This is a genomic window from Pelatocladus sp. (assembly GCF_059505505.1).
This window is the reverse complement of the sequence record NZ_JCACKS010000070.1, coordinates 70,768-73,337: the sequence shown is the minus strand read 5'-3', so window position 1 is coordinate 73,337 and position 2,570 is coordinate 70,768. Positions and strand designations below refer to the sequence as shown.

Below are 2,570 nucleotides of genomic sequence, written 5' to 3'. Positions count from 1 at the left end.
GAGGCTTTAAAAGAAGATTTTAATTTTTCTCTGCTTGTATGAAACCACCCTGCCCCAACTCCCTTGTCCCCTTTCCCCGATCCCTATTCATACCGTTGCTCTACAATACCTACTAAAGATTGCAAATCAAATTTTTCATCTTCTCCACTCAAACAAATTCCCGCACTCATCACGGTTAAATCTGTTTTAGAAATAGCACTGGTGTGACGTTCGCCATCAGCAGTTGTCCACTGTACAACCCAATGATCTTGGCGCTCAAGAAATTCATGTAATTCTCCACCACCCATGTGTAATGCTTTGTGTAACAGTTTTTCATCGCGTTGTTGTTGCTGCAAAGCCGCGAATTCTTTGGTTTGTTTGGCAACAATTTCGTATACTGTCCGCATTTCTGGTGTCATACCCTGAAAGTGAAGTTTGTCTGTTGGTGTGACTTGTTTGAGGTGTTCTCGTAGTTTTTCAGTAACTAACGGATCAGCACGGCGATCGCATTCGTCAAACCACCAAGCAGCACCATCAGTGCGGCCAATAATTACCTCAAATTTGGCTCCTTCTGTCACTAAATTTACCGCTACTGGTCGGCAATATCCACAGCGTTGTTGCATATCAGCTTCGTTGATTGGGTAGGCTAGCCAAGTTTGCGATCGCAATGGATGAGCAAGTCGTAAACGCAGTGGTTTAAGGTTCTGTAAATATTCGGCAATTTGAGGTAAGTTAGGTTCTTCAACTACCATCGCGATTTTCTCATCTACTGGTTGAAATATGCCCCAACCTTCAAATGTACGAGGCTTAGGATTAAATGTATAAATTATTCCTGCTACTCTAGTTCGTACCTTACCACCACGCACACAGGGCGCGATAAAGTGGGTGGAATGTAAATTATTTTCCTCGGCAGCGAGTTGGTTAATTAGCTTGCGGATATCTGTCATAAAAATTAAATTCAATTATTTGTATTAACAGAGAATAGGGAAACAATGTGTGTAACAAATTCTGTTTAAGTACTGAATAATTTTTTCAACACTCCAACAAGCCACCCTGCTTTGTAAGGGGGATTTAGGGGGGTCTCAAAGTATTTGATACATCAATAAAGACTTTTCAAACATCCTCTAAGAGTTTTAACTCCATTTTAATGAGTTTAAGCTATGAGCCGGAAATTTATTTCACGGCTTTTTGCAATTGCTGCAAAATGTTAGTAAAGATTTTTTGGTGAGCTTCTTCCAAACTACGCTAACATAATGCAAATATCCAACAAGCAGTATTTTGTTTACCCATATAAATCTAAAAGACAGTCGATGAGTAATCAATTTCCAGAGTACAATCCTAGCGGTATAGGACAAATCAACAGCAACCTCTTCGGTTTACCTTTCGATTATGAGTCTGCAAATTTAATTGTCTTTGGTGTCCCGTGGGAAGTTACCGTTTCCTATGGTGCAGGTACGGCGAATGGGCCACAAAGAATTCTAGATGCTTCACCGCAATTAGACTTATTTGATTTTGATAACCCTAATGGATGGAAACAGGGAATTTTCATGGCAGAAATTCCCCAGGATATTTTAGATAAAAATACATACTACCGTTATTTAGCTGCAACAATTATTGAACGCTTAGAGCAAGGTCAACAATTAACAGATACACCAGACTTAACTCCTGTTCTCGCAGAAATTAACCAAGCCTGTCAACAGTTTAATCAATGGTTATTTGCACAGTGTCAAGAAGCGATTAATCATGGTAAAAGAGTTGCAGTAATTGGAGGAGATCACAGTTCACCTTTAGGTTATTTTCAAGCATTAGCAGCTAAATATTCTAACTTTGGTATTTTACATATTGATGCTCATGCAGATTTACGAGATACCTATGAAGAATTTGAGTTTTCTCATGCTTCTGTCATGTTTAATGCTATGAAAATACCGCAAATTTCCAAATTAGTACAGGTAGGTTTGCGTGATATTTGTCATGATGAAGTGGAAATCATTAGTCAATCCAATAGTCGGATTGTTGCTTATTACGACTCAATGATGAAACAAAAACTTTACTCTGGAACTACTTGGATTGAAGTATGTCGATCAATTATCGGTCATTTACCCGAATACGTGCATATTAGCTTTGATGTTGATGGTCTTGATCCAAAACTTTGTCCGAAGACAGGTACTCCTGTTCCTGGTGGACTGGAATTAGAGCAAACTTTTTGTTTGTTTCGTGAATTAGTAAAAAGCGGTAGAAAAATTATTGGTTTTGATGTTTGTGAAGTTGGTGATGCTGAGTGGGATGGTAATGTCGGGGCGCGGATTGTTTACAAGCTAGCAAATTTTATGGATTTATCTCAGAAAAAATAAGTGGAGCGATCGCTGTCAATCGATTTTGAATTTTAGACTTCGTCGTGATCGCTCAGTCGAACGATTTTGGATCGATTCCACAGATAAATCTGGGGACTTGTACCCTGCTCGGAATAATCGGTTATGATTGCGTAAATTACTGATATAAAAAAGCAATCAGTATATTGAGAAATTTAAAGAACCTATTTGCTTGCTGAATCTACCGAAATGAATACGCGATCTACCGAAATGAGAAAGCAT

The 2,570-nt window shown here is 38.7% G+C and carries 2 protein-coding genes; one reads left to right on the top strand and one right to left on the bottom strand.

All coding sequences use genetic code 11. The features are described 5' to 3' along the window. Positions 1–83 precede the first annotated feature (83 nt). Positions 84–926, bottom strand: coding sequence for a hypothetical protein (locus tag AC5JMK_RS06970; protein WP_096675119.1), 843 nt, complete (start codon positions 924–926; stop codon positions 84–86). A gap of 363 nt (positions 927–1,289) precedes the next feature. Between AC5JMK_RS06970 and speB the strand changes: the two genes are divergently transcribed. Further along, positions 1,290–2,330, top strand: a complete 1,041-nt coding sequence (speB, locus tag AC5JMK_RS06965; RefSeq protein ID WP_096675120.1) for an agmatinase SpeB — start codon at positions 1,290–1,292, stop codon at positions 2,328–2,330. The last annotated feature ends 240 nt before the right edge of the window (positions 2,331–2,570 follow it).

Excerpts from the sequence above, each read along its gene's own strand:
- AC5JMK_RS06970 (WP_096675119.1), bottom strand. The coding sequence starts at position 926 with ATGACAGATATCCGCAAGCTAATTAACCAACTCGCTGCCGAGGAAAAT.
- speB (WP_096675120.1), top strand. The coding sequence starts at position 1,290 with ATGAGTAATCAATTTCCAGAGTACAATCCTAGCGGTATAGGACAAATC.